Source organism: Blautia sp. AF14-40 (genome assembly GCF_003479665.1).
Taxonomy (GTDB): Bacteria; Bacillota; Clostridia; order Lachnospirales; family Lachnospiraceae; genus Fusicatenibacter; species Fusicatenibacter saccharivorans.
Genome location: NZ_QUHK01000019.1, coordinates 35,120 through 60,198, shown reverse-complemented (window position 1 = coordinate 60,198; position 25,079 = coordinate 35,120). Strand labels below are relative to the sequence as shown.

26 protein-coding genes are annotated in these 25,079 nt (G+C 43.9%); 13 read left to right on the top strand and 13 right to left on the bottom strand.

Features of this window, described 5'->3' with window-relative positions; translation table 11 throughout:
* Positions 1–99: 99 nt before the first annotated feature.
* From DWW13_RS13245 to DWW13_RS13230, 4 genes are read right to left on the bottom strand one after another with little or no spacing between them, the layout of a single operon-like run.
* Complete coding sequence (locus DWW13_RS13245; protein ID WP_009247525.1) at positions 100–1,254, bottom strand: AAA family ATPase; 1,155 nt, start codon at positions 1,252–1,254, stop codon at positions 100–102.
* On the bottom strand, positions 1,244–1,579 hold the full coding sequence (locus DWW13_RS13240) for a plasmid mobilization protein (protein WP_009247526.1): 336 nt from the start codon (positions 1,577–1,579) through the stop codon (positions 1,244–1,246). Before DWW13_RS13240 ends, DWW13_RS13245 begins: the two co-directional genes overlap by 11 nt.
* Positions 1,569–2,660, bottom strand: coding sequence for a site-specific integrase (locus DWW13_RS13235; protein ID WP_009247527.1), 1,092 nt, complete (start codon positions 2,658–2,660; stop codon positions 1,569–1,571). Before DWW13_RS13235 ends, DWW13_RS13240 begins: the two co-directional genes overlap by 11 nt.
* Entirely contained in the window at positions 2,661–2,849 is a 189-nt protein-coding gene (locus DWW13_RS13230; RefSeq protein WP_009247528.1) for a transcriptional regulator, read from the bottom strand. It lies immediately after the preceding gene.
* A gap of 448 nt (positions 2,850–3,297) precedes the next feature.
* On the opposite strand from DWW13_RS13230, the gene DWW13_RS13225 reads away from it, so the two are divergent.
* The 9 genes from DWW13_RS13225 to DWW13_RS13185 all read left to right on the top strand — a co-directional run bounded on the left by DWW13_RS13225 (position 3,298) and on the right by DWW13_RS13185 (position 12,719).
* Positions 3,298–3,828, top strand: a complete 531-nt coding sequence (locus DWW13_RS13225) for a helix-turn-helix domain-containing protein (protein WP_009247529.1) — start codon at positions 3,298–3,300, stop codon at positions 3,826–3,828.
* Between the two features lie 518 nt (positions 3,829–4,346).
* Positions 4,347–5,522 (top strand): MarR family transcriptional regulator, encoded by a 1,176-nt coding sequence (locus DWW13_RS13220; RefSeq protein WP_243026137.1) that lies wholly within the window; start codon positions 4,347–4,349, stop codon positions 5,520–5,522.
* A gap of 2 nt (positions 5,523–5,524) precedes the next feature.
* Complete coding sequence (locus DWW13_RS18725) at positions 5,525–6,055, top strand: hypothetical protein (protein WP_005333547.1); 531 nt, start codon at positions 5,525–5,527, stop codon at positions 6,053–6,055.
* A 132-nt stretch (positions 6,056–6,187) separates the two neighbouring features.
* Entirely contained in the window at positions 6,188–7,036 is an 849-nt protein-coding gene (locus DWW13_RS13210; RefSeq protein ID WP_005333545.1) for a MerR family transcriptional regulator, read from the top strand.
* A 328-nt stretch (positions 7,037–7,364) separates the two neighbouring features.
* A complete protein-coding gene (locus DWW13_RS13205) occupies positions 7,365–7,892 on the top strand; it encodes a DUF5697 family protein (protein WP_005333543.1) in 528 nt (175 codons plus the stop codon).
* Between the two features lie 6 nt (positions 7,893–7,898).
* Positions 7,899–8,600 carry a DUF6100 family protein gene (locus tag DWW13_RS13200; protein ID WP_117887992.1) on the top strand — a complete coding sequence of 234 codons (702 nt, stop codon included), beginning with the start codon at positions 7,899–7,901 and terminating at the stop codon, positions 8,598–8,600.
* 109 nt (positions 8,601–8,709) lie between these two features.
* Entirely contained in the window at positions 8,710–9,816 is a 1,107-nt protein-coding gene (locus DWW13_RS13195; protein WP_022415648.1) for a hypothetical protein, read from the top strand.
* Positions 9,806–11,776: a VirD4-like conjugal transfer protein, CD1115 family gene (locus tag DWW13_RS13190; protein ID WP_022415647.1), complete on the top strand. Its 1,971-nt coding sequence runs from the start codon at positions 9,806–9,808 to the stop codon at positions 11,774–11,776. Before DWW13_RS13195 ends, DWW13_RS13190 begins: the two co-directional genes overlap by 11 nt.
* 16 nt (positions 11,777–11,792) lie before the next feature.
* On the top strand, positions 11,793–12,719 hold the full coding sequence (locus tag DWW13_RS13185) for a S1 RNA-binding domain-containing protein (RefSeq protein ID WP_005333538.1): 927 nt from the start codon (positions 11,793–11,795) through the stop codon (positions 12,717–12,719).
* Between the two features lie 495 nt (positions 12,720–13,214).
* Here DWW13_RS13185 and DWW13_RS13180 read toward each other — a convergent pair whose 3' ends face one another.
* The 9 genes from DWW13_RS13180 to DWW13_RS13140 form a co-directional block, all read right to left on the bottom strand.
* Positions 13,215–15,671 (bottom strand): ABC transporter permease, encoded by a 2,457-nt coding sequence (locus DWW13_RS13180; protein ID WP_243026135.1) that lies wholly within the window; start codon positions 15,669–15,671, stop codon positions 13,215–13,217.
* A gap of 5 nt (positions 15,672–15,676) precedes the next feature.
* Positions 15,677–16,348: an ABC transporter ATP-binding protein gene (locus DWW13_RS13175; protein ID WP_172676439.1), complete on the bottom strand. Its 672-nt coding sequence runs from the start codon at positions 16,346–16,348 to the stop codon at positions 15,677–15,679.
* 95 nt (positions 16,349–16,443) lie between these two features.
* Positions 16,444–17,697, bottom strand: a complete 1,254-nt coding sequence (locus DWW13_RS13170; protein WP_117823338.1) for a sensor histidine kinase — start codon at positions 17,695–17,697, stop codon at positions 16,444–16,446.
* Positions 17,670–18,344 (bottom strand): response regulator transcription factor, encoded by a 675-nt coding sequence (locus DWW13_RS13165; RefSeq protein ID WP_117823340.1) that lies wholly within the window; start codon positions 18,342–18,344, stop codon positions 17,670–17,672. The genes DWW13_RS13170 and DWW13_RS13165 overlap by 28 nt, the downstream gene beginning before the upstream one ends.
* Positions 18,345–18,569: 225 nt before the next feature.
* Positions 18,570–18,953: a hypothetical protein gene (locus DWW13_RS13160; RefSeq protein WP_226850873.1), complete on the bottom strand. Its 384-nt coding sequence runs from the start codon at positions 18,951–18,953 to the stop codon at positions 18,570–18,572.
* 55 nt (positions 18,954–19,008) lie between these two features.
* The gene (locus DWW13_RS13155) at positions 19,009–19,251 is read right to left on the bottom strand and encodes an LPXTG cell wall anchor domain-containing protein (RefSeq protein WP_330413909.1); all 243 of its coding nucleotides are present in this window, start codon (positions 19,249–19,251) and stop codon (positions 19,009–19,011) included.
* Positions 19,252–19,303: 52 nt separating this feature from the next.
* Complete coding sequence (locus tag DWW13_RS13150; protein ID WP_117887990.1) at positions 19,304–19,633, bottom strand: DUF1648 domain-containing protein; 330 nt, start codon at positions 19,631–19,633, stop codon at positions 19,304–19,306.
* Positions 19,634–19,718: 85 nt separating this feature from the next.
* Entirely contained in the window at positions 19,719–20,432 is a 714-nt protein-coding gene (locus DWW13_RS13145) for a hypothetical protein (RefSeq protein WP_117887989.1), read from the bottom strand.
* A gap of 156 nt (positions 20,433–20,588) precedes the next feature.
* Positions 20,589–20,900, bottom strand: a complete 312-nt coding sequence (locus DWW13_RS13140) for a helix-turn-helix domain-containing protein (RefSeq protein WP_243026141.1) — start codon at positions 20,898–20,900, stop codon at positions 20,589–20,591.
* A gap of 448 nt (positions 20,901–21,348) precedes the next feature.
* On the opposite strand from DWW13_RS13140, the gene DWW13_RS13130 reads away from it, so the two are divergent.
* From DWW13_RS13130 to DWW13_RS13115, 4 genes are read left to right on the top strand one after another with little or no spacing between them, the layout of a single operon-like run.
* Positions 21,349–21,726 carry a fimbrial protein gene (locus DWW13_RS13130; RefSeq protein WP_182396778.1) on the top strand — a complete coding sequence of 126 codons (378 nt, stop codon included), beginning with the start codon at positions 21,349–21,351 and terminating at the stop codon, positions 21,724–21,726.
* Between the two features lie 18 nt (positions 21,727–21,744).
* Positions 21,745–22,455 (top strand): hypothetical protein, encoded by a 711-nt coding sequence (locus DWW13_RS13125; protein WP_005333522.1) that lies wholly within the window; start codon positions 21,745–21,747, stop codon positions 22,453–22,455.
* Positions 22,456–22,470: 15 nt separating this feature from the next.
* Positions 22,471–23,379 (top strand): hypothetical protein, encoded by a 909-nt coding sequence (locus DWW13_RS13120; protein WP_117887986.1) that lies wholly within the window; start codon positions 22,471–22,473, stop codon positions 23,377–23,379.
* A gap of 1 nt (position 23,380) precedes the next feature.
* Complete coding sequence (locus DWW13_RS13115; RefSeq protein WP_005333517.1) at positions 23,381–25,072, top strand: lysozyme family protein; 1,692 nt, start codon at positions 23,381–23,383, stop codon at positions 25,070–25,072.
* Positions 25,073–25,079: the final 7 nt, after the last annotated feature.

Genomic DNA, 25,079 nt, shown 5'->3' with positions numbered 1-25,079 from the left:
ACTCCCCTAAACTTTATCCGGTGTCAAAGTGTGACGATGGTGACAATGTTTTTCACAGCGTGCTGCTCTCAAAAACATTGACACCTTTGACACCGTTTGTCACGCCGTCTGCTCGGTTTCTTTCCAAAGTGAAACCTTTCTTCCGTCGTGTGTGCGGCTGTTCTGATAACGGATACCGTAATCACGAAACAGCCTGCTTGCGTTGATACTGAGCCTTAAAGAAAGTACATTCGGCTTTATATCCACCGCAAGCCTTTCGCAAAGTTCCGAAGCAGTTCCTTCCCATCTGTCACTTTCCGAAAAGAGCGTATCCGCTATCTTCTCAAGCAGAGGTTCGGGCGGTTCTTTCCACATCTCCGTTTCCGATTTTGCAAAGTTCCACACCAATCGCTCGCTGTCCCTTACAAGATGGATTTTCATATCCTGCTGGTCTCTGCCAGCAACATCAAGTGTGGCATTGTTGGAAGTACGCTTGTCCTTACTGAGAACAAATGCACCGTCTGCCGCACCCATCAGACCATTCGTGCCTGAAATCATATCGAATATATCTTCCGATTTTTGTTTGCGTGTATGATGAACAATAAGCATTGAAACCTTGTAACTGTCTGCCAACGCTTTCAGCCTTGCCACAACATCATAATCACTTGCGTAGCTGTAATCTGCTCCGCCTGCTTCACGCACACGCTTTAAGGTGTCTATGATAATCAAGCCTGTGTCTGGGTGTTCCCTCATAAACCCTCTTATCTGTTCTTCCAGTCCGCCATTGACCGTTTTACATTCCGTTGCGAAATACAGATTGCCTGTCTCCTTTGCACCGAACATCTGAAACAATCGCTTCTGCAAACGTGGGTAATCATCTTCAAGGGCAAAATAAAGCACCGTTGCCTTACGCACCTTATACTCCCAAAGCGGTGTGCCTGTGCTGATATGATAGGCAAGCTGTGCCATCATAAAGCTCTTTCCCACTTTCGGGGAACCTACGAAAAGGTAAGTTCCCCTTTGGAGCAGACCGTCGATAAGTGGTGTCTGAACCTCAAACACCGTATCATACAGCGTTGTCATTGATACTGTTTTCAGATAGGAAGGGTCTAACTGTCTGAGTATTTCCCTTTGCATTTCTTCAAAAGATTGCTCGTACCCCTTGAAATCCGTATCCTGATTGACTATACTATTGTCAGTACATTTGGAAAGTGACTGTTCCGCATCTGTTGCCGCAGATACATTTGGAATAGTCATTTCTTTTTTATTCTCCATTCGCATCCTCTCCTTTCAAACCGCCGAGAATAATGGAAATCAGTTCTATTACACTCAGCAGTTCATCATCCACACCTTTTCCTGCTTCAATCCTTTTCAGTTCCGCAAGGACTGTGGCAAATTCCGTTTTCAACGCCTTATACACTCTCGGATTGCCCTGTACCACCACATCCTGATTTAAGCAACGGCGGTAACAATACTCCTGTTTTGGCAATCCTGATAGAGCTACAGCTCTGTTAATGAGTTCGTTTTCTTCGGGCGATACTCGAAACCCTACTGTGATATTCCTCCAACGATTTTTGTTATCTCTGTTCTTAGCTGACATTTTCAAAATCTCCTTTCCCTAAATCATCTAATTTTTCTGCCATCTCAATCTGCTTTGACGGAAAGAGGTGTGCGTACTGATAAGTAATATCAATACTTTCGTGACCAACTCGGTCAGCAATCGCCACCGCAGAAAAGCCCATATCAATCAAGAGTGAAATGTGGCTGTGACGGAGATCGTGAATGCGGATACGCTTCACGCCTGCCGCCTTTGCCCCTCTGTCCATCTCGTGATGAAGATAGCTTTTCGTCACCGTAAAGATACGGTCTTTCTTCTTCAATCCGTAAAGCATACCGAGATATTCTTTCATTTCCTCACACAGAAACTTCGGCATTTTAATCGTGCGGTTGCTCTTTTTCGTTTTCGGAGAAGTAATCACATCCTGCCCTTTCAAACGCTGATAGGATTTATTGATTGTGACTGTTTCCTTATCAAAGTTGAAATCTGCCGGAGTCAAAGCTAACAGCTCGCCCTCTCGGATACCGCACCAGTAAAGCATTTCAAACGCATAAAAGGAAACAGGCTTGTCCATCATCTCAAAAGAGAATTTCTTGTATTCTTCCTTTGTCCAGAACAGCATTTCCTTGTGTTCCTCACGTCCCATATTTCCCACCTTTGCCGCAGGATTGGAACGCAGTTCATAGTAGCGGACAGCGTGATTGAAAATGGCGGACAACTGATTGTGCAGCGTTTTCAGATACGTCTGTGAATAAGGCTTTTTCTTCTCATCACGATAGGCAAGCATTTCATTCTGCCAAGTAATAATCTCCTTTGTGGAAATCTCGCTGATTTTCAGTTTCCCGAAATACGGAAGTATCTTTGTGCGTATGATATGCTCTTTGGTAAGCCACGTGTTTTCCTTCAAACGGTTCTTCACATCATTGATATAAAGCTCCGTAAAGGCTTCAAAACTCATATCAAGGTCTGAAGAAGTCTGCAATTTGAACATTCTTTCCCATTCCTGTGCTTCTCGTTTGGTAGCAAAGCCACGCTTGCATTTCTGCTTGCGTTCCCCTTTCCAGTTCACATACCTTGCCATCACATACCAAGTACCGTTATCTTCATTCTTAAATACCGGCATTTACATTTCCCCCTTTCCTGCTCCGTAGAGCCTTTCGTAAAAATACTGGCGATTTACACGCCCTGCAATCGTAATAAAGCCCTTTGCTTTCAATTCCTCATTTAATTGTCTGATGAGTTTATATGCATAAGGTTTTGATACGTTTAGTTCCTGAGCCACATCTTCGGCTCGGATAAATCTGTTTTCCATATCCTTTTTCTTCCTTTCTTAAAATAATTTTTTGCTTGCCGCTTTCTCCGTGTTAAAGTTCCAACAGGCACTCCTGCTTGTCGGCAGGCGCTGTGCTGTCCCAATGCACCGCAGTACATCAGGCGCTCGCTCGTATAGGGGTTCCCGAAAAGTCGGAGACTTTTGGGGAAGAGGAGGAGCAGTGCAGCGAATGAGCTTTTGTGCTTGCACACAAGCGAACGATACGGAACTTGCTCCGACGAGGTCTTGGCGGTTTGGCTTTTCGGACGGTCATTCAGTTGTCGCATTAAGCATATTTGTTTAATTCGTAATTTATTTTACTAAACATATTTGCTATTGTCAAGTGGTTGCAAAGAAAATATTAAACATTTTTGTTTCGGTTTTTCTTGACTTCCACTAAACATTTCTGCTATACTTATTTCACTAAATATAAAAGGAGCGTATCATTATGGCTATCAGCGAAAGAATACATTTTTTCAGACTAATGCGTGGTATGACACAAAAGTATCTCGGTACAGCAATCGGTTTTCCAGAAAAGAGTGCTGATGTGCGTTTGGCACAGTACGAAACTGGTACACGCAAACCGAAAGCAGACCTTACAAATGCATTGGCACAGGTGCTTGATGTTTCTCCACAGGCTCTTGATGTTCCTGACATAGACAGCTATATCGGTCTTATGCACACTCTGTTTACCCTTGAAGATATTTACGGTCTTACTGTCAGTGAAGCAGACGGAGAGGTATGCTTAAAGGTCAACAAGGACAAAGGCAGAGAAGCATATGAACTCCTCAAAATGCTGTATGCTTGGAAAGAACAGGCAGACAAGCTATCTTCCGAAGAAATCAACAGAGAAGAATACGATAACTGGCGTTACCATTATCCAGAGTTCGACACCACACAGCGTTGGGCAAAAGTTCCATCACAGGAATTAAGTGACGCTCTCGTGGAAGCATTCAAAGACCACTTGAAAGATAAATAAGCACCTACAGGACCTGCCACTGGCAGCTCCCTACAGATGCTTTGGCAACGACAAAAAAGCCCTTAACTATGGTTATTAACCACAGCTAAGGGCTTAGTTTATAATATGGAATTTGTTCAGAGCCAAGCTCCGAACTTTAGTCTGCAAGCCACCTGTTAATTGTTCCGTTACCCATAAACCACTGGATAACAAGAATAATGGCACTTGCTATGACTGTTATCAATTTGTTATCAAAAGACTAATCGAAATCGCTGAAACCCGCATAAACACTGGCTTTTTTAAGCAACTCGATTTATTCAAACTCCAGACAGACAGTACGGAGTATTAACGCATATAGACGATTTTAAAGGCTTTTTAACCAGTTAAGAGCAACATAGCCACATAATCTAAATTTTAAAAATGCAATAAAAATGCAATGAGTGACACGACTACTTGCTATACTTCCATCGGCTTCTTCTTGATACCAACACTATGAAAAGTCCGATTACAATTAAATATACTTTGAAAGGAAGATCACCATGAATTACAAATTAGAACTCAAACAAATCGTGGAATTTCCACGCTGTCGCATTTACCGTGACTTCATACAAACTTTAATCACTACCAAGAGCATCCGAACTACCGGGGGCTCTTTTCTTTTTTATTATCTGGTATTATGCTCCTATGCAAATTACCGCACATCCTACCGCCGGATGGAACACATTACCTATACCATTGGTCCAGGAGAGTGGATCTGCACAGTCACAGATCTTCAGGAATGGTTTCGCTGCCGTTTCCAACATCAAGCGTTGTCCATCCTTCGATTTTTTGAAGAGCAGAATTACATTACCTACTCTCTTCTCGGCAAAAACCGCCTGGTCAAATTCAAAATATCAGACTGGCCCAAAGACAATACCGTATTGGAATACAACTATCCCTGTAAAAAAGATACAGGGTTTTTCTTTTTCCCGATTGCCAAAGTTCACGAACTAATTGGCATTGGAAAATGCTCGGAAATGGATGTTATTCTGGATCTGTGGATTCATGCAGTTTACAACGATTCCTCTGTCCTGGGATCTGATTCCGGTCCCATTGTCTATTACCGGGATAATACCGGAAATCCCCTTACCAGCTTTAATGAACTGGGTGAAAGGTGGAGTCTGTCAAAGGCATCGGTATCACGACTCTTGAAGAAACTGGAGGAAAAAGAATACATTACACTTATCTCATTTACAGGAAAACACGGAAGCGTAATTTATCTCAACAATTACCTGTCCGTGATGTTTAATATCAGCGACGTTATGATTGACAAGGAGGAGATCGCTATGAAGATGCAATTACCAATCCATGTACCTGAAGAAATCACTATTGAGGATTCTGCTTCTGTTAGCGTTTCAGAAACTGTCACAGACTCACAAATCACCGTTACAAAAAATGATTCCTGCGTTCCAGATTCACACATGAAATTTATCGTGCAAAAAGTCGCAGAACTATTGGATTCACAAGGGATTCCATGTTGCCACTGCTCCAAAACCCGCTATATATTATCTCCATTATCAGCCTGCAAAGATATATTTAATACATTTACTCTAAATATTATCTGTCCCTGCGGAAATGCCGCTTATCGGTTTGAGTTGTCCGTAAGTCCAGGGGATGAGTCTGCCCAAAAGATGCCTGCCGTGGCAGAGCCTTCTGCACTGAAAGGGGGGGAATAGACATGGCAAACCGCAATACACAGGGATTTCCTTCACCCGAAGAAGATCCACGTTTTCACGACACCTATCAGTTTTTACGCAGATACCGGGATGCAACCTACAGCCTGAAGGTAGTCGTACACCAGATGGAGCACCAGTTTAAGCTCCAATACGACAATGACATCGACAAATTTCTGGACTCCATCTATGCTGCCGGGGCTGATCTTACCGGAAGCGACATCGAACAACGGGCAAAAAGTATTGCTAGAAGCAACCAGATGCTGAAGCTTTTGGAATCATCCATCGATCTCCTCCGGAACAATCACAAGCATGGGGAACAGTATTACTGGATTCTCTACTACGCTTTTCTCTCTCCACAGGAAATGAAAAATACAGATGAGATATTGGATAAGCTGGCTCACCACATCACCAATATTTCCTACCGCACCTATTACCGGAAACGCAGGGCTGCGATTGAAGCACTCAGTACCATCCTTTGGGGATTTACTGCAAAAGAGACATTGGATACGCTCAACAAGTTCTTTCCAGAGTAATACATATCGCCTATCTCCTCGGCTTTTCGTAATATCATAAAAATGTTATACTAAAAAATGCAAAATATATATTGACTCTCACGGAACGTCATAGCGTACAGTTATCTTATCAGGAACAGGAGGTCAGCAACTATGAGGACAGTCAAAGAAATATCAGAACTTACAGGTATCAGCGTTCGCACGCTTCACTATTACGATGAAATCGGGCTTTTAAAACCAACACAAAAAAGTGATGCGGGATACCGGCTTTATGACGATAGGGCATTGGAAATATTACAGCAGATTCTGTTTTTCCGTGAGTTTGACATTCCTTTGAAAGAAATCAAAGCTGTTCTGGAGAATCCTGCTCTTGAAAGGAACCAGATCTTGCAAATGCAGAGAAAAATGTTGGTAGCAAAGAAAGAACGTATGGAACATCTGATTGCCAGCATTGATGATATCCTGAAAGGAGAGAATAAAATGGATTTTGCGATTTTTAGTAAAACGGAAGTTGAAGAAATGTTCCAAACTATGTTTGAACATATGCCTGACAATATGAAAGAACTTGCTGTAAAAGAGTTTGGAAGCATTGAAGAATGGAAAAAGCATTATATTAAGACAGTTTCATCAGAAGAAATGCAGAAAGGCTATGCTAAAGTTGTTGAGTGGTATGGAGGAAAAGAGCAATTCCTGTCTGTTGCCAACAATCCTATTAGCAAAGAGGCTGCAGAAAGTTACAACCAACAATTTGACAATCTTTTATACAAATTAGCAGCTAAAAAAGTATGTTCACCAGATTCTTCTGAAGTAAGAGAACTTGTTTCCGAATACGGTTTTCTTATGAAACAACTTTCACAGATAAAGAAAGAACACGGTCTGATGGTTGCACAGGCTCAATATTACCGTAATGAAAAAATCAAACCTATGATAGATGAAAAATACGGCAATGGTACAGCCGAATTCTTCGCACAAGCTTTCGAAGCATTTTATAAAGACAAGTAATCATTAGAACTACACAAAAGCACAACAATACACCATGCAGGGAATCAAAATGGTTTCCTGCTTTTTTTATGCCAACCAGTGAAAATGGCACAGAAATGACCTGCTTCTGCGATTGAAGCGTAAAATTACCCATGCTACAATAGGTATTGCTTATAGTTTTCCTTATTTCCAGCACCCATAGATGGTGCTTTTTTTGTACCTGTAAATTCAATCGCTGACAGCAGGTTCTATGTACTTTGTACGTACACTATACTTACAATACCAAACGTATCCTGTACGTACAGCCATATGTATAAAGTTTCCTATTATATATAGAAGGGAGTCAATCATGAAAACAAGGAACGAAATCTATCAAGGAGAGGGAGCCAAGCTCTTACGGTTCATTACCACTTACCATACTCTGAGGTATGACCAGGTTTTACAACTTTTCTCCCGACATGAGCAGTCTATCAAGTCATTGATTACCAGCCTCATCAAACAAGGGCGCATCATTTACGATAAAGAGCATGACCTTCTTTGTGACAGCCAGCAGTCTGCTGAGAATCCTGACTATGCTATAATTACATGCTTCTGGGTACTGCTGGATTTTAAGAAAGGTGTTGTATACCACACCAGTGGCGAATTTCCAATCAAGCTCAATTTCTTTTCGCAAGATGAACAATACGAAATCATCTATATCGGTGAAGAACAGGAGGCTCTGATCAATCATGTGATGGAAAGTATCCCATCACATGGTTCCAAACGCCTGATTGTCTTAGAATCCGAAAGCCAGGCTGCCAAAATCACCATTGATGATGTAGCCGCTTACTGCCTTGTAAATGAATCCGGTGCTGTCAGTTACTACATGAGAAAGTAGGTTATTATGACGCAAAATACACCAACCATTTACCAGCGGCTTGAAAAACTGGAAGGGGAGCTGCAAAAACTGACGAATACCGTTTACGCTCTGAAGGTCACTGATATCCAGAATTATGATAAAAATTTTGAGGAACTGAGCGTCAGTGCTGCTCTTCGGGCGGAGCGGATTGCCTGCCAGATGCGTAACCTTGTCTGTCCGGCTCTCTCCCCAAATCAAGCAGCTTATCTTCTCAAAGCGGCAGATGCACAGGGAATGCGGATTGCAGAACAGCAGGGGATTCTCACCATTACGCTTCCCGGACTGCTTCCGAAACGAAGAGTCCACACAAACACTGCATTTCTCCATGAACCGCTTAATTATATGCTTCGGGAGTATGTAAAACAAAATGCCCTGTCCCTCTATCGTGACTGCGTGATATGTTTCAGTCAAATATATGACAGGGAACTTCCTCAAAGACGTATCCGGGATTATGACAATCTGGAGTTTAAACAGATTCTGGATACACTTTGTACTTATGTTCTGACAGATGACAGCGGCTTTTTCTGTGATTCCTACTACACGACACAGCTTGGCTTAAAGGACTGTACACTGGTATCGGTTATGGAAAAAGCTGACTTTCCGAAATGGCTGCAGAACCAGAAAAATCATCACGAAAGCATGTCGGAAAATCTCCTGACTTCTCAGGCAGAAATCCGACATCGGTAAGAACCACCGCAGGGAACTTTGTTTTCTTGCTTTTTTTATCTCCAAACCACCGGAGATTTACCCAAGTATAGGCTTGCATGGGTAAGAACTGAATTGAGGTGATGCTTATTTGATAAGACCTGACACTACGAAATACCGCTTACTGGAAATGATAGGGATGTGCGGGGAATTTCCCGCAGACCAGCTAAACAGACTCATCCCAAGTGCCTCCTATGCGGAAAAACTCATTACGGATTTGAAGGCGGAACACCTCATCCGTACCCACTACCGGGATGCTCTCAGAGGCTACCGTCTTACAAAAGCTGCGAAAGAGATGCTGTTATCTGTCTCGCCGCTACGCTTCCAGTGCTATCTGACCGGCAATACCGAGACGAACCTCATCCGAAGTGAAGTATCCCGACGTATCCGCTTACATCAGAAAGCCGAAACGTATCTGACACTCCTTCATGCCGGGATTCCCTTTTATCCGGATGTAAAACCTGACATCTTCTGTAATCACCGCGAAGCTGGTTCCATCGGTATGCGAAGCCTTCCTCTTTTTTACGCTTCCAGAGAAATTAAGGAATTGGGCCCGGAGACCACGAAGATTAGGAACTCCCGCAGCATGGGCATCCTGATGGCACCGCAATGTGTCTATGTCCTTTATAACACGGGAAACGGAGTCCTGAAATGGGAATATCGAACGGAAGTCCGCTTAAACGCCTTCCTGCAGCATTACCTGCAAGGCTACCCTTACAACGGACATCCACAGATCCGGGCAATCATGACCGGAACCGACATGGAAATGGCTTTCCGGCTGTTTACCAGTACCGGAGGCTACAAAAAGAGCCTGTTTATGCTGGACACCTCCTTCGAGCATTTCCATTACCTTCCCAATACTCCGGAAGGGGAAGTGCTTTTAAAACTGCTGGTTCACCCTGAGATCATGGAAAAGCTGGACAACCTCCTGCTGTCCGATCTGGGCTGCCGCAGCGATTCAATTCCACTGGAACATGATGCCACGGATGCTTCCGGGAACCCCATCCTTCTTGCTTATGATTTTGACATGCAGCGAATCAACCGGTTCAATACCGGCTTAAATGTATACGGCAGATCCGGGAACCTGATCTGTTTCGATTTTCAGATTCCGGTCCTGAAAAAATACTTAACTGCCACAATCCATTTCTCCAGTATTGACCTTTGCAAATTCAAAAGGGGGTTTTTACATGAACCGTAAATGGTGGAAGCTCATTTATATGCTTCCGATCACCTTCTGCACCCTCTATGCAGGAGGCTATGTTGCTCAATTTATCCGCAACTATCAGACCTGGGAATCTGCCGGCAATTTTGCCGGAAACGGAACTGCCCCGCAGATCCCCTCCCCGCACCCGCTCGCCTGTCTGGATGCCCTGACTGCTTTCCCGTACAATCTGTATGGGATTTTTCTATGTCTGGCAGCTTTTGGACTCCTGACCTTCCTTCTCATGCGTATGGGATTTGACCGAAACGGGGAAATAACAGACCGGGGCCGGAACCTGAACTATTCCACAAAGGGAACCTATGGGACTTCCGGTTTTATGACTTTGGAGGAAATGCATCAGGTACTGGAGCTTACGAATGATGTCAAGAAACACAAGGGAACCATTCTTGGAAAACTGAACGGAAAAGCCGTTTGTCTCCCGAAGGATACCCGCATGAACCGGAATATTGCCGTTTACGGTGCCAGCGGTTCCATGAAAAGCCGGGCCTTTGCACGCAACATGATCTTCCAGTGTGTTGCCCGCGGGGAAAGCCTCATCATCACCGATCCAAAATCGGAATTGTACGAAAGTACAGCCACTTACCTTGAGAATGCCGGATATATCGTGAAATCCTTTAATCTTGTAAACCCGGAAAACTCGGATAGTTGGAATTGTCTGGGTGAAATTGGCGGACAGGAAACCATGGCACAGGTATTTGCTGATGTCATCATCCAGAATACCGGTTCTGCCAAAGGCGATCACTTCTGGGACAATGCCGAGATGAACTTATTAAAAGCTCTGATTCTCTATGTGGATCAGGGATTCCCACCGGAGGCAAAGAATATCGGACAGGTATACAAACTCCTGACCATGAGTTCGGAAAAAGAACTGAACAGCCTCTTTGACCTGCTTCCGGTCTCCCATCCGGCAAAAGTCCCCTACTGCATCTATAAGCAGGCAAGTGACACGGTACGTTCCGGCGTCATCATCGGACTCGGTTCCAGACTTCAGGTATTCCAGAACAAGCTGATCCGCCAGATCACTTCCTATGATGAGATCAACCTGACGCTGCCGGGAAAAGAAAAATGTGCATACTTCTGCATCACTTCGGATCAAGACAGCACTTTTGATTTTCTTTCTTCCCTGTTTATGACCTTCGTATTTATCAAACTGGTCCGTTATGCAGACACCTATGGGGAAGATGGAAAACTGCCGGTTCCGGTACATATCCTGGCTGATGAGCTGGCGAATACGGGAGCAATCCTATCGCTCAACAAAAAGATTTCCGTGATCCGAAGTCGAAACCTCAGTATTTCCTGCATTTTCCAAAACCTGCCTCAGATGCAGAACCGGTATCCCTTAAACCAATGGCAGGAAATCATCGGGAACTGCGACACTCAGCTATTTTTAGGCTGTACGGATGAGGTAACTGCTACATTTATCTCTAACCGCTCCGGTGATGTGACCGTTGGTGTCAGCAGCGAAGCCAAACAATTAAATAGCTGGAGGGTATCCGATTATACACCGGAATACCGCCAGACCAGATCCATCGGGAAACGAAAGCTCTTAACTCCGGATGAGATCCTGCGGCTCCCGCTGGATACTGCACTGATTATCCTGCGTGGTCAGAAGGTACTGCAGGTAGAAAAATACGATTACACCCTGCACCCGGATGCCCAAAAACTCATTCCCCGGAAGGCTTCCGAACATATTCCGGAATGGAGAAAAGGAGCATGTAGTGAAGAATATACGTACACTCCAACTATTCCTGCTTCCCACCCGAAAAAAACCGCTTCTTATGGAAAGCAGAAAAAGAAAAAAGCTGAACCGCACTTTGACCAGCAAAGCGTTTATCAGGAACCTGGCTATCACGATTTCCCGGATGACTTCTCAGCAGATAACTATTCGGATCACACAGACATGGTTCCTTTAGATAAAGATTCTATCATGTCATAATTTGAAAGGAGACACTATGATGCCAAACGAAACAACCAACACACCTATTTTAACTCTGGATTCCGATGCGAAGCTGGAAACAGCCCAGTCCATTTCAGACCTTACCTGGCATGAGATCCAGAATGCCTACCGTACCCGCCGGATCTTAACCGGAATGCTTGGCGGTATCGAGAAAACAGAAAACGGCAGCCTCATTGCCGTGGTTTACTACAAGGATTTCCGTACTGTCATCCCAGTAACTGAGATGATGATCCATCTCATGCAGGATGAAGCACACGATTATGGGGAGCTTGCTCTGCGGCAGAACAAAATCCTCAACAATATGCTTGGATGTGAGATTGATTTTCTGATTAAGGGATTAGATCCGAAGACACGCAGCATTGTCGCCAGCCGGAAAGAAGCGATGCTGAAGAAACGCCAGATCTTCTATCTGGATAAAGATGCTTCCGGAATGCCGAAAGTTTATGAAGACCGTATCGTGCAGGCAAGAGTCATTGCTGTTGCGGAAAAGGTAGTCCGGGCAGAAATTTTCGGTGTGGAAACCTCCATTCTTGCCAGAGACCTGTCCTTCGACTGGATGGGTGATGCCAGAGAACGCTTCCAGGTAGGCGATCACATCCTGGTACGCATCCTGGATGTGCGGGCAGACTCACCGGAGCAGGTCATTGTCCACGCAGATGTCAAAAGTGTGGAAGGCAACACCAGCAAGGAAAACATGAAAAAATGTAAGATTCAGGGAAAATACGCCGGAACTGTGGAAGACATCCATAAAGGCACCGTCTTTGTCCGGCTCTCCATCGGTGTCAATGCCATTGCCCACTCCTGCTATGACAGCCGGACAGTCGGGAAAAAGGATCAGGTATCCTTTGTGGTGACGCATATTGATGAAGAGCGTAATGTTGCCCTCGGCATCATCACCCGCATCATCAAGCAGACCATATAAGGCTTCCACCTTATTTTTAAATAGCTTTTTTTCATATACAGCACCAATTAGTCCAGCAAATACTCACGATACAGCTACATAAGGTGACAGAATAAAGTATTTTTCAGACCATTACCTTATTGTACTGAAAACGGTAACGTGTTATACTGATTCGGTATTACTGAACCGGAAAGACGGATGCATTTCGATTTTGCCCTCTAGTATCCAAGGAGGGTGATGCCCATGAATACAATGGAAGTATTGACTTTACTATTGGTAATTTTTGCGGCTTTGACTTATATAGATCGACATAATAAGAAATAGCATCCACGACCCTAGGAAAGTTTTGGATGCTATGACTTATACATAGAATATAAAATTTAACTGAGGGCATCAGATTTTGCATCTGAATACCTTTCTTGAGTTCATTATACACTGGGGGATTTGAGAAATCAAGTCCCCCTTTTTATTATGACATTGATTAGTATCTGCATTAAACATCAGAAATTTATATTCTTACTCACTGAAACGAATTCTCTCTATCAATGAATCTTTCCTTACTGACTTTGCAATGAATATTGCCAATAACATCTGTATCACAAACAATGTTAAAATTATAATAATAGCTGCTGTTACCGGATAATGGTATGTGCTGATATCAAACATTCCTGTACGCTTTGCATATAAAAACAACGGATATCCTGCAAGACTTCCCACTCCGATACTGATAATAAGAGTGCCTACTGTATAGAATATACCTTCCAACTGGAGCATCTTCATCAACTGACGGTCCGACATTCCGATTGCCTGCATCATGCCAAGCTCCTTTTTTCGCACATGGACACTATTGATCATTGTGTTAATCAAGTTCATAATGCTGATTGCTGCCAGAATGATGATAAATGCATAACATGCACCTCTAGTCATCTGCATGGCATTTTCCCATGTATCGTACTCATTCTTCCAAGTACGCATCTGCAGTCTGCCTGATCCATCCACAATAGCCTGTAGAGATGCTTCCAGTGCCTCATCATAATCCTTATCTGCAATCACCTGAAAATAGCTGGAAGAATTATTTATGGTAAGTTTCTCTGCCCCTTCTTTTGCCATGATAAGACAGTTATAGTTTGTCAGACCTCTTCCATAATCACCAATTGCTGCCACTTCAATCTCTTTTTGAAAGGTATTATCTCCATCATGAATATTGAGTTTCAGCTTATCTCCCACTTTAATATCTGGATACCAGTGAAGTAGCGCGCGGTCCAGAATCACTTTATCCCCGGATTTCAATTCCTCGTATGTGACATTGCCTTCAGTGATTCCTTTTTTCAGCTCTTCTGCGTATTCTTCCGGCACTCCATTGATAAATTCGCTTCCAATTTCTTCTTCAAAAGGTCCTCCTGATACCTTCAACGCGGTAAACACATCTACCCGCTCAACACCGTCAAGCTCCTCTATCTGCTGCTTTAGTCCTTCATTTAATGGATTATTCTTTTGAACCTCCGCCCATTCATATTCTGGATGCTCTTTATTCCCGGATTCCACAATTGGAGAAATCTCATATTGCCCCACAATCGAACTCTTTGCACTTTCCATCGGATTTGCACAAGACAGCACCGTTGCTACCATCATGACAAATATTCCGGTAACGGCCATAGATACAATCGTGATAGTACTCTTCTTTTTATTCTCTGCAAGATTTCTCTTGGTCAGTCGTCCGATATTCAGAAATTGATATCCCTTCCTGCTGCTTTTCTGTCGCTTACTGCCTCCCTGGTAACGCATAGCTTCTATTTCTGATACCTTCGCCGCCATACGCATAGGCTTCATCAGTGACAGATACACTGTACACAGAGTCACTGCAATTGCCAACAGATAAATCCACCAATAATAAAGTTGGACTTCTCCTTTAGCTACAACCTTGTATGCCTCTGTTATAAGTACGTTTGAATCCTTTGCATGTTCTACAAACTGGAGAAGTACAACTTTCACAGCAACTGTTCCGATCAAAAGTCCTATCGGAATAGCAAACAACGCCACTCCCATTCCCTCTCTTAGTACGATTTGTCTAAGCTGCCGTTTCGTAGCCCCGATTGCCTTTAACTTTCCAAATTCCCGAACCCTCTGGTTCATAGATACATAATAAACACTATAAATTGTGATAATGCCCGCCAATACAACAATAAGCATGATTCCTACAATCACCGGAATTGTAGCCGGATCCACATAATTTGCTGCAAGATACTCTTTATTAATATTCATGTCATCCTCGGAAATCCCGAACTGTCTGGCAATATTCTGTATCGTCTCTGTATAATCTGCAGTCGTATTTCCTTTCTGTCCATTCACCTGAAGTAAAAACCGATATTTCACCTGTTCTACCGGTATCTCCGCTTTCAGAAAGGCCTCTGAAACCAATGATGTATATTGTTTTTGTTCTTTGCTGCTCTCATTATCTGCTAAAAAGCCACAGATTCGAAATTCTTTCTCCTTCGTATAATCCAGTCCGTCATCTTTCAGAATCTGATAAGGTACTGTGATGGTGTCACCGATTTTCCCATTCTGTCCTAATGCTTCCAGTATTCCTTTTGAAACCACAATATCATTTTCTTTCTGCGGAAGTTGCCCCTCTTTCAGCTTCACTTTATAAAGTTCCATCCCTGTTCTGTCCATATACATCATGGAAACCGTCGCATCTTCCAGATTCATGTACCCCGCATCGCTGCGGAGTCCGTAAGTTTTCACATCGTGATGTGCCGCCAGTTTCATAACTGTACTCTCGTCCACGTTCCGATAAAGGGCATGCCATGTTGGATAAATCTTATTGATTACCGCAAAGTTCACTTCCACCATATCTTTTCCGATTGATGGGATTACGAACAGCAGTAATGTTGTCAGGATAATGGCAATTCCAATCAGTATGTTTTTGCTCTTATAATGCCGCATATTGCAATATGCAACTCTGGTCGTCATCTTCATTATCTTCTCACCGCCTTGCCATCTTCAATGATAATCATTTCATCCGCCATCTGGGCAATCGTTTCATCATGGGTAATCATGATAAGCGTCTGCCCGAAATCCGACACGCAGCTTTTCAATAGGCTCATAACCTCTAGCTCAGTCTGGGAATCAAGGTTTCCAGTCGGCTCATCCGCCAAAATTATCGCCGGTCTTGTCACCAATGCCCTGGCTATCGCAGTTCTCTGTTTCTGTCCACCAGACAAAGCAGACGGCATCGCATCTTTCTTATCCTGCAGTCCGATTTTTTTGAGAATATCTTCCACTTCCCGCGGCTTTACCTTGCGATTATCAAGTCCCAGCGGAAGAACGATATTCTCCCACACATTCAGCGATGGAATCAGATTAAAATCCTGAAAGATAAATCCTATCTTCTTTCTTCGAAACTGTGCCAGTTTATCATCTTTTCGAGAATAGATATCGGTTCCATCAATCCATACTTTGCCGGAATCCGGTCTGTCAAGCCCTCCAATCAGATGCAGAAGTGTAGATTTTCCGGAGCCGGAACGTCCTACGATAGCTGTAAACTTGCCTCTCTCTATCTGTAAACTTGTATGATCCACGGCTCTCACCTGATTCTCGCCTTCTCCATAATACTTTACTAGATCTTCTACTTTTAAAATACTACTCATATCTTCAAGTCCCCTTTCCATTTCATACCCCTACTATAACATTCCTGCATTACAAAACCCTTACAACAACCATAACAGTTTTGTAAGGGTTCCGACTATTCTCCTATTATGAGCGGCAGTGTCACTTTAAATATCATACCTTTCTCAGCCTTTCTTTTGGCTGCTATTGTCCCCCCCTGTTCTTCTATGATCTTTCTGGCAAGATACAGACCGACACCCGCTCCGTCTTTTACCTGTTCCTTTGCTTTCCTTCCCCGGTAAAATCTCTGATAGATCTTATGCAGTTCCTCCGCAGGAATGCCCATTCCTTCATCTTCTACTTCAATAAGCACATTGCTTGCTAGCTCCTGCGTCCTCACTGTAATCGTTGTGTGCTCCGGTGAATATTTGACTGCATTCTCAAGGATATTCGTTAATGCTTCTACCGTCCATTTTGAATCATGGTTCACAACTATATCATCATCCATCTCCACCTGAATGGAAATATCTTTTCCTCTTGCCTTCATATAAATCTGACTGACAGCCTCTGTTAGCGTTTTCTTCAGGCTTTCATGAAGCGAATGTATCTGGATCATATGTGTTTCCAGCCTTGAAAGATTTACCAGTTCATTCAAGAGCTGTTCCAGTTTGGTAAGTTCCTGTGATTCCTGCTCCAGAAACTCCCTCTGTTCTTCTCCTGTAACCCGATTTTCTGCCACCAGCTCATGACTCATCCGGAGTGATGCAAGCGGAGTCTTCAACTGATGGGAAATATCTGTAATCAGACTCTTCGTACCATTTTCTTCCTGCTCCAGACGTTCCTTCAAATCTTCGAAATATTGCCCCAGCTCCTTTACAGATTCCCACACCTTTAACCATTGTTCCGATTCTGATGTTTCTTCAGGATATGTTTGGAATTTTCCTTTTCTGAATTCCTGCAGACATTCATATAATTGCTGTAATTGTTCCTCATCACCGTATCTGCTCCAGTTTTTTCTTCGGTCCAGGTACAAGAACAGGCCACATACTATGACTCCCACTAGTAATCCAATTCCCCAGATAATCCTTATAACCACATCTGAAGATCCACTCCCTGAGTGATAACCATAAGTTTCTTCCAGCATCTGTACGACTCTTTCTATCTTCTGATCGTCCCGGTCTCTTATAAAATCTACTGTTCCTGACTTTTCCCAGATTGCAACTATTTCCCCTTCCAGTTCAGGATGTTCTGCAAGGAGCAGTGCTATCTGCGTTGCTTTCGCATTTTCCTCATACTTTGTTATCAGATACATTCCTACTGTAAAAAATACTGCAAAGATTACATATACGATAAAATACCGTTTTAATTTTTGTTTACCTTTCCGGTCCATATATATCCCAGTCCTCTCACATTCGCTATCTCTTCTGTTCCAAGTTTATTCTTCAGTCTGCTTATATTGACAGTAACCGTATTATCATCGACAAATTGACCGTCTATATCCCATACATGCTCCAGGATACTTTCTTTTGAAACAATCTGTCCTGCATTCTCCCAGAGATACAGCAACAGAGAGAATTCTTTCTTACTTAAAGTAACTGGTTCATCCCCTTTATACACCTGCATCGTTTTCATATGCACCGTAATCTCTCCGGAAGACATAATCTGTGCCTGTACCTTAGAAAGCCGTCTCATCAATGCGTTCACCTTCGACACCAACGCCATCAGTGAAAATGGTTTGGTAATATAATCATCTGCCCCTGTATCATAACCATTTACAATATCTATTTCCTGATCCAAAGCCGTAAGATAGATAAGATATGTATCTCCACCTGCACGTACCATCCTTCCAAAATCCAGTCCTGTACCATCCGGCAATGTAATATCGCTGATAACAAGAGCATAATCTCCTTTTTGAAATGCTTCTTTTGCTTCCTTTATTGTATAAACCTGACGAACCTCATACCCTTCCCGTGAAAGTAACAGGGCAATTCCCCGATTTAGATTCGAGTCATCCTCCAGTAATAATATTTTCTGCATCAAATACTCCACCTCTATTTGTAATAACCTGTTCTTTTATCATATCAGTCCTATCTTTTGTCTACAATAAAAATAAAATTAACATACATACTTTTCCTTCATATGTTCAAGGATTTCACCGGATACTGCTTCAGAAATCGATCAATCCATTTCTGATTGCTTCTCTGTAACATCCGAAGTCTGGATAAAAGCTGTAGACAACTGCAGCTCTATGTTACTAAAGTCCTATCCATCAATACAGGAATTATAGAATGCCGTGAAGATACCGTCAAACTCCATCTCAATGATATGTAGGCTGTCCATTGTGTGCTCCAGATAAGTCAGTGTTCCTCTATCCAAATCTATACTCGGCTTTCCTAGTGAGTTTGCTATTACATCTGGATTTGTAATTCCAAACATCTCCTTTATATCCGGCATAAGATAATCCACGATATCCGGCAGCCTTTTCTCATACGCCTGTGCCAGTTCAACTGCATGCTTCTCATAATCGGAATGTATACTGTCACAGACAAATTCAATCCCGTTTATTTCCATCTTATAGTAATCATTATTCTCATCATAGACAAACGCTGTACCCTTACTTTTTTTATTTTTTTCCAAAATCCCCATGATATATCTACACTTTCCCGGTTCTTCCGCCATACACAGTCTAAAAAACTGTAACTTAATGCTTACGTTTGTAAAAAATAACTCCTGCCAAAATCAATAAAATAATTCCAACTACAATCATAAAAATAAAATTATCACCATTTAACTTCCCTGCTATGAAAATAGAAGTCGGGCCATCCGCACCACCAATAACAGAAACGGCTGTGTTTTCTTTCTGCTTCAGTACAATGCCAATGACTGCCAATACAATTCCTAAAATTCCGGCTATGATTCCCAATCGCTTTTTCATTGCTACCATCTCAAATCATTTTTATCTGCTCAATCAAATGTAAATTGTTATGCAAGTATTTCTATGCAAATGAAGCATAGATAACCCATATTTCTGCAAACATTACCAATAAAAGTACACCATCTATCATCCAATTAAACTGAATGTCCGTTAAGAAAGTTTTTGAATGTGTCAGGCAATATTTTACTTTTTCTCGTCCAGTCAAAAAAGTGATAAGCACTTGTAATATAGGAAATAAAAATATTTGTATTTTTCTTCCATAATCATCCGCAATCCCATTTGCAAAATGTACTGGAATAATACTCGGTAAGAAAAATATACTTACAAGAGCAAGCAAAAATCCTATTATACAAATTATCCATGTGAATTTTCTAGTTTTGATAAATTTCATAACAATCCTTCTTTCTGTTAAATTCATATTTTTCTAATACATAACACGTACTTACATTATATTCCTCACCAATGCAAACCTCAAATCATTCTCCATCCTTTTTCCCGTTATTAAGTTTCGGGCAGTAAAATGCCTTTACTTCCACTCTGTCTTCCTCTGACTCAATTTCCACATAATAATCCCGGATAAAGTATCCCGCATTATGCTCCTGAATGGCGTACAGCTCCAATGTCTGAAAATCCACCAGTACCAGATCACGGGGCTTTGGTTTTTGCGTTTCCTCACAGAATACCTCCATGCTTTCCACCAGCTTATCCAGGCATTCCTGACACAGATGGTTCTGTACTTTTTTCACATCGAAGATACTATCTTCCCCGTAATCCACCGATACTTCGGAAATCCCGTAATCCGACATCTGCTCCGTATGGAAAAAGCAGCCGCCTTCTCCTGTCCCGGTATAACCCATATGCCCGTTTCCCTGCGGGCCGGTAAGATTCCCGTCCTCATCATGATTCCGGATATGCATATCCATCACATACCAGTGATTGGTACAGATCACTCCCAGATCGTCAAACTTCCGGAAATAATCCATCATACTCCGTTCATCGCTTCCACACAGCCAGCACTGTTTTGGATCTTTCAGCTTGCTTTCTACTGATTCAGGCACCTTTCTTTCTACCGGGTGATATTCCTGCTCCTGTGTTTTTTCAAGATAACCTGTCAGATCCAGCCGGCTGATTCCCAGTCCGATCAGAATTCCTGACGCACATGCCAATAATCCCACATATCCCTTTTTCATATCATAGTCATCCTTTAAGAATTAGTTTTATAATGCTTTTAGGATTACTATATCAAATCTTGCAATCACTTTCATCATAAATCGCATATTTTTATGTGTTTTATTGCATATACAGCTTTCAAAAAAAACTGCCTGCGGCAATTTCGCAGACAGCTTCTATATCATCATCTCTTCAATTATCACATCCAGCATCCGAAGCACGCTTTCCTGCTTCTTCGGTGTGAGCCTTTCCAGCTTTCCTTCCACTACAGAAGTATGTTCCATTCTGGTAAGAGGAATCACTTCCTTCAGCACTTCATTCGGTTCCGCACCTAATACATTCAACAGCTTTACAAATGTTTCCATCGTAGGTGTTTTCACTTCCCGCTCAATCGCACCCAGATGGTTGGTACTGATATCCACCAGTTCAGCCAGTTTCTCCTGCGTAATTCCTGCCTCTTCCCTGTACCTGCGGATTGCCTTTCCCATTCCTTTCACACGCACACCTCCTCCTTCCAGTATTCACTAACGCTTAAAGCATTAGTCATGTAAATCCAGTATAATTGGTTGCAAATCACGCTTACAGTATCCATAAGGATTGCATTTACAACGCTTTTAGCGTTGGTCACGTTTTTGGCACTCCATCGTCTGTAACTGGCACAGTCCTGCGATTGTAGCGGTAATTTACCCATGTTAAAATTGATATTGTCAAAATTATATGCAGAACGAAACGCAGCACTGCCGTATGGGAAGCCTCTCCTGCGGCAAATAAGCTGCGTTTTTTCTGTAAGATAGGAGGATCTTTACAATTTCATACTTTGATTTAGGACGCAGCCTGCATTGACCGGGCTGCGTCTTTTCTTGAGGCAGGAAAACCATAAGCAAAGGCAGGGGAGATACTTCTCCTGCCGCTCTTATAAAAAGGAGGTACCTTTACGTGAAACACAAACTGAAAAACGCTCCGCCGGACACAAAACGGCATGTCAATTATGGCAAATGCCTGTATGCTGCATTTCTGGCTGTCACAGTCCTCTGCGGATACACACAGCCGGTTTTTGCCGCTACCATCTGGACCAAAGCCAATGAGATCATGAAGGATGTCTATAACCAGATTATCCTCATTTCCACCATTGCTGCAGTCGTAACGGCATCGGTTGCCCTTCTGATGATGAATTTTTCCAAAAGCGGAAAAACCGTGGACGAATCACGTGCATGGCTCAAGCGTATCGTCATTACCTGGGCGATCTTAAACGGGCTTGGCTTTATCATGGCTTACATCACCCCGTTCTTTGCAGGCGGAAAATGGAACGGATAGACGAAAGGAGATGCCACTATGGGAATACTTGACGGAATCGTGGAATGGATTGCCGAACAGGTCATGAACATTCTGGATCTGATCACCACTTCAGTCCTCGGTGCTCTGGGCTGTTCCATGGATACGTTTCTTCGCTACTTTCCTGCTGCCGAGACCATGTATCAGGTCTTTCTGGCACTGGGCATCGGGCTGATCCTCTTAAACTGGGTATGGCAGCTCTTTAAAAATTACTTTATGGGAGCCGGTATCGAAGCGGAAGATCCCATTAAGCTGTCCATCCGTTCCTTCCTCTTTATCTTTCTCACCTTCTATGCGAAAGATATTGTGGATCTGCTCCTGAAGATTTCAGGAACACCGTACAACTGGATTCTGACGGAAGACCTGCCGCCTTTAAAATTTGCGGATTTTAACTCCGTAGTCACAGTCATCCTGGGAGTCTGTGCAAATGGGGCGGTAGCCATCATTGCACTGATTCTGGTACTGATTCTGGCGTGGAACTACATCAAACTGCTCTTTGAAGCGGCAGAACGCTATATTCTTCTGGGGGTACTGGTCTACACAGCCCCGGCAGCTTTTTCCATGGGTGCCAGCCAGTCAACCGGAAATATCTTCAAAAGCTGGTGCCGGATGCTTGGCGGCCAGTTCTTTTTGCTTCTGATGAATGCGTGGTGCCTGCGGCTGTTTACTTCTATGGTCGGCACCTTCCTTGCCAATCCGTTATCCCTATAAGAAAGGAGGACCAAAATGAAACTTAGAAAGAAACTCATACCATTCCTGGTACTAACTGCCTGTCTGGTACTGTTTTGCTCCATGCCGGTCTTTGCAGCGGAGCTTACGGAAGCAGACGTGGAAGCGGCAGTTGCCAGTCAGGGAAAGGAAGCGGTAACCGGAAATGTCTTCGTCTGGTTCCTGTGTGCCATTGCCTTTTTAAAGGTATCCCAGAAAATTGATTCTTTTCTGGCATCGCTTGGCATCAATGTCGGCAATACCGGAGGAAACATGATGGCTGAACTTCTGATTGCAGGACGGAGCCTGACCGGTTCCATGCGTTCCCATGGTGGTGGCGGCTACCACAAAGCCTCTTCTCCCAGAAGTGCGGCTGTCGCAGGAAGCTTCCTATCCGGCGGGCTTGCCGGGGCAGTGGGAAGACAGGTACAAAGAGAAGCGGTCAATTCCGCAACCGGTTATACCGAACACAGCAGTATCGGAAACATGCTCTACCAGTCATCCCTGAACAAAGGCGGAGACTTTGCCAATCAGGTCATCAGCAACATTGCACAGGGAAATTACGGTCAGGTAGGTTCCATCAAGGGAGCAGACGCACAGAAAGCCTTTACTTCCTATATGGGCATCAATCCGGGCGGCGGTTCTTCCTATGATAATGTAGAAATCGGTGGCGGAAGGATCACCGGTACCGAAACCGGAAGCTCCGGGAACCGGGATTTTGCCCTGTACCATGCCGACCAGTATGCAGCTCCTACTCAGGGCTCCTACTCTACGGTACAGTCCGTGGACGGTTCCACCTGGTACAAGCAGTATGCACAGGATACGGTCGAAAAAACACCATATACTTCCGGCAGCGGCAAAGTAGCCTACAATGAATCCATTGTCCAGAAACTGCCGCCAGCCCCACAGCGAAAGGAGCGTATGTAACATGCCAAAAACAGCCTTGATGGGCAGTCCTCTTGCTGTCATCGGTACAGTATTCCGGCACAGGCGCACCCTTGCGAAAACTGGAGCAGCCGTCGGCGGTGTACTGATGCTTCCCATTCTGTTCCTTGTCATGCTTCCGGGACTCGTCTTCGGAGACCTCTCTGAAAATACCGGAGCACTGACCAGCAACACGGTAATCAGTGAAAATATCCGGGCTTCCAATCAGGCAATCGTGGAGGTGCTTCAGGAAAGCCATGATGCACTGCTTGCTAAGATCAATGCGGAAATTGCCAGACTCCCGGAAGGAGATACTGCCTCTATCAGCGATCCTTACGCTTCCAGTATCATCGTAAATGCGAACCAGCTCATCGCACAGTTTTGTGCCAGCCAGGATGACTATAAAAATATAAATATCAGCAAACTCAAAAGCCTGATCCGGGAAAACGAGGACGGGCTTTTTTCTTATGACGTTACTTCAGAAACGGCCACGGTGGAAGTTCCGGCGGAAGAGGAAAATGCACCACCCAGAAAGGTTACTTTTACCCGCCATACCTACACGGTCAGCTATGCCGGAGATGCCTACTTTGCAGATCACGTCTTTCATCTGACCGATAAGCAGAAAAAAACGGCAGACAGTTATGTGGAAAACCTGACCATGTTCTTTGGCGGCTCCGCTTCCGGTCTTGCCATGGCGGTAGGTGTCAGCGATGAGGTGCTGGCTTACCGGGCTACCATCCAGCAGGTCGCACAGAAATACGGCATGGAAGCTTATGTGGAACTCCTCATGGCAGTCATGATGCAGGAAAGCGGCGGGCGTGGAAGCGATCCCATGCAGGCGGCAGAAGGCGGCTTTAATAAGAAATACCCCCATGTCCCCAACGGCATCACCGATCCTGCTTATTCCATCGAATGTGGGATTCAGGAATTAAAGTATGCACTGGATAAAGCAGGATGTACCGGACCTACCGACCTGGACCGCATCAAGCTGGCGCTTCAGGGTTACAATTACGGCTCCGGCTATATCGACTGGGCAATGGAACGTGACGGCGGTTATACCAAAGAAAACGCCATTGCTTATTCGGATATGATGTGTGCCCGTCCGAACTGGCATTATGACCGGTATGGGGACAAGGAATATGTGGAGCATGTTCTCCGGTATTATCAGATTACCAATACCGGCGGAAGCTATCCGGCAAACGGAATGCAGATTCCGCACTATCTCCAGACCGATTACGGGAACATTCCTTATGGCGGCGGCTCTATCGCATCTTCCGGCTGCGGGCCTACCAGCTTTGCCATGATCGCCAGCTACCTGACCGGGAATACCATTACCCCTCCGGATGCGGTGGCATGGTGCGGGAATTCCTATTACAAGCCGGGAGTTGGAACCTACTGGAGCTACTTTCAGGCTGCAGCCAGTCATTTCGGCTGTGGCAGCGTCACACAGACCAGCAATGCCAATACGGTACTTCAGGCACTCTCCGAAGGCTGTCCGGTCATCTCCTCTCAGCGGGCAGGACTTTTCACCAGCGGCGGACACTTCATCGTACTCCGAGGTGTTACGGCAAACGGCAAGGTACTGGTCAATGATCCCAATGACAGTGACGCAAAGAACTATATTAACCGTGAATTTGATATGATGTCGGAAATCCATGCCACGGCAAATGCCTACTGGATCTTCGACAAAAAATAAAGGAGCC

Bases quoted from the DNA above. Each gene is read 5' to 3' on its own strand.
- DWW13_RS13245 (WP_009247525.1), bottom strand. From the start codon at position 1,254: ATGGAGAATAAAAAAGAAATGACTATTCCAAATGTATCTGCGGCAACA.
- DWW13_RS13240 (WP_009247526.1), bottom strand. From the start codon at position 1,579: ATGTCAGCTAAGAACAGAGATAACAAAAATCGTTGGAGGAATATCACA.
- DWW13_RS13235 (WP_009247527.1), bottom strand. From the start codon at position 2,660: ATGCCGGTATTTAAGAATGAAGATAACGGTACTTGGTATGTGATGGCA.
- DWW13_RS13230 (WP_009247528.1), bottom strand. From the start codon at position 2,849: ATGGAAAACAGATTTATCCGAGCCGAAGATGTGGCTCAGGAACTAAAC.
- DWW13_RS13225 (WP_009247529.1), top strand. From the start codon at position 3,298: ATGGCTATCAGCGAAAGAATACATTTTTTCAGACTAATGCGTGGTATG.
- DWW13_RS13220 (WP_243026137.1), top strand. From the start codon at position 4,347: ATGAATTACAAATTAGAACTCAAACAAATCGTGGAATTTCCACGCTGT.
- DWW13_RS18725 (WP_005333547.1), top strand. From the start codon at position 5,525: ATGGCAAACCGCAATACACAGGGATTTCCTTCACCCGAAGAAGATCCA.
- DWW13_RS13210 (WP_005333545.1), top strand. From the start codon at position 6,188: ATGAGGACAGTCAAAGAAATATCAGAACTTACAGGTATCAGCGTTCGC.
- DWW13_RS13205 (WP_005333543.1), top strand. From the start codon at position 7,365: ATGAAAACAAGGAACGAAATCTATCAAGGAGAGGGAGCCAAGCTCTTA.
- DWW13_RS13200 (WP_117887992.1), top strand. From the start codon at position 7,899: ATGACGCAAAATACACCAACCATTTACCAGCGGCTTGAAAAACTGGAA.
- DWW13_RS13190 (WP_022415647.1), top strand. From the start codon at position 9,806: ATGAACCGTAAATGGTGGAAGCTCATTTATATGCTTCCGATCACCTTC.
- DWW13_RS13185 (WP_005333538.1), top strand. From the start codon at position 11,793: ATGATGCCAAACGAAACAACCAACACACCTATTTTAACTCTGGATTCC.
- DWW13_RS13180 (WP_243026135.1), bottom strand. From the start codon at position 15,671: ATGACGACCAGAGTTGCATATTGCAATATGCGGCATTATAAGAGCAAA.
- DWW13_RS13175 (WP_172676439.1), bottom strand. From the start codon at position 16,348: ATGAGTAGTATTTTAAAAGTAGAAGATCTAGTAAAGTATTATGGAGAA.
- DWW13_RS13170 (WP_117823338.1), bottom strand. From the start codon at position 17,697: ATGGACCGGAAAGGTAAACAAAAATTAAAACGGTATTTTATCGTATAT.
- DWW13_RS13165 (WP_117823340.1), bottom strand. From the start codon at position 18,344: ATGCAGAAAATATTATTACTGGAGGATGACTCGAATCTAAATCGGGGA.
- DWW13_RS13160 (WP_226850873.1), bottom strand. From the start codon at position 18,953: ATGGGGATTTTGGAAAAAAATAAAAAAAGTAAGGGTACAGCGTTTGTC.
- DWW13_RS13155 (WP_330413909.1), bottom strand. From the start codon at position 19,251: ATGGTAGCAATGAAAAAGCGATTGGGAATCATAGCCGGAATTTTAGGA.
- DWW13_RS13150 (WP_117887990.1), bottom strand. From the start codon at position 19,633: ATGAAATTTATCAAAACTAGAAAATTCACATGGATAATTTGTATAATA.
- DWW13_RS13145 (WP_117887989.1), bottom strand. From the start codon at position 20,432: ATGAAAAAGGGATATGTGGGATTATTGGCATGTGCGTCAGGAATTCTG.
- DWW13_RS13140 (WP_243026141.1), bottom strand. From the start codon at position 20,900: ATGGGAAAGGCAATCCGCAGGTACAGGGAAGAGGCAGGAATTACGCAG.
- DWW13_RS13125 (WP_005333522.1), top strand. From the start codon at position 21,745: ATGGGAATACTTGACGGAATCGTGGAATGGATTGCCGAACAGGTCATG.
- DWW13_RS13120 (WP_117887986.1), top strand. From the start codon at position 22,471: ATGAAACTTAGAAAGAAACTCATACCATTCCTGGTACTAACTGCCTGT.
- DWW13_RS13115 (WP_005333517.1), top strand. From the start codon at position 23,381: ATGCCAAAAACAGCCTTGATGGGCAGTCCTCTTGCTGTCATCGGTACA.